At 65.5% G+C, this 386-nt stretch carries 1 protein-coding gene; it reads right to left on the bottom strand.

The features are described 5' to 3' along the window. Positions 1–51 precede the first annotated feature (51 nt). Positions 52–386: Lrp/AsnC family transcriptional regulator (locus OO70_RS50780; RefSeq protein ID WP_043688454.1), on the bottom strand; the 335-nt coding region annotated here is incomplete at its 5' end.

Here is a 386-nt window from a genome sequence, read left to right as displayed (position 1 = left end):
GATCCAACCGCCTCGAAGATCATTTCGTTGGGAGTTCTGAGAGGTTGCGGGTCAGGACGTTGTCGACGGTGCCACCGGCAACGGCTTGGGCGGGTAGCTGCGCAGGACGAGCGAGGTGGTGACGGGTCCGTAACGGGCGAGGGAGTCCACGACCTGTTCGAGGCGTTCGGCGTGAGAGCAGTGCACGTCGAGCAGGAGGCAGTCCTCGCCGGTGACACGGAGTGTCGAGACGACCTCGGGAGTCTGGGCGGCAAGGGCGAGTGCTGGGGTCAGCTGCGCGTGGGTGGTGCGTAGCCGGACGACGGCGTGGATGTTCAATCCGACTGCCCTGGGGGCGACGACGGCGCGGTAGCTGGTGATGATCTTGTTCTTCTCCAGGCGCTGGA

The organism is Streptomyces xylophagus, assembly GCF_000716435.1.
GTDB classification, from domain to species: Bacteria; Actinomycetota; Actinomycetes; order Streptomycetales; family Streptomycetaceae; genus Streptomyces; species Streptomyces xylophagus.
This window is presented reverse-complemented; position numbering and strand designations above follow the sequence as displayed.